Genomic DNA, 248 nt, shown 5'->3' on the forward strand with positions numbered 1-248 from the left:
GGCGTGCAGTGCTTTGCTATCTGGTCCCATTTCAAACATGTCACCGAGCACAAGCACCTTTTTCCGATCAGAGAACAGCTCTGCGAATGTACGAATCGCAGCTTCCATAGTGGTCGGACTGGCATTGTATGCGTCGCTAATGTAAATCGAGCCGTGGCGTGAGTCGACCTGTTCAAAGCGCATTGCCGAAAGCTTGATGGTCGCCAGTGCATCCACGATTTGCTGGGTGCTCATCCCCAGACGTTTGC

The 248-nt window shown here is 52.8% G+C and carries 1 protein-coding gene; it reads right to left on the minus strand.

Annotated elements, in window-relative coordinates:
• The coding region (locus SB775_RS32395) for a glutamate ligase domain-containing protein (RefSeq protein ID WP_410865397.1) at positions 1-248 on the minus strand (248 nt) is incomplete at both ends.

The organism is Peribacillus sp. SIMBA_075 (genome assembly GCF_046534585.1).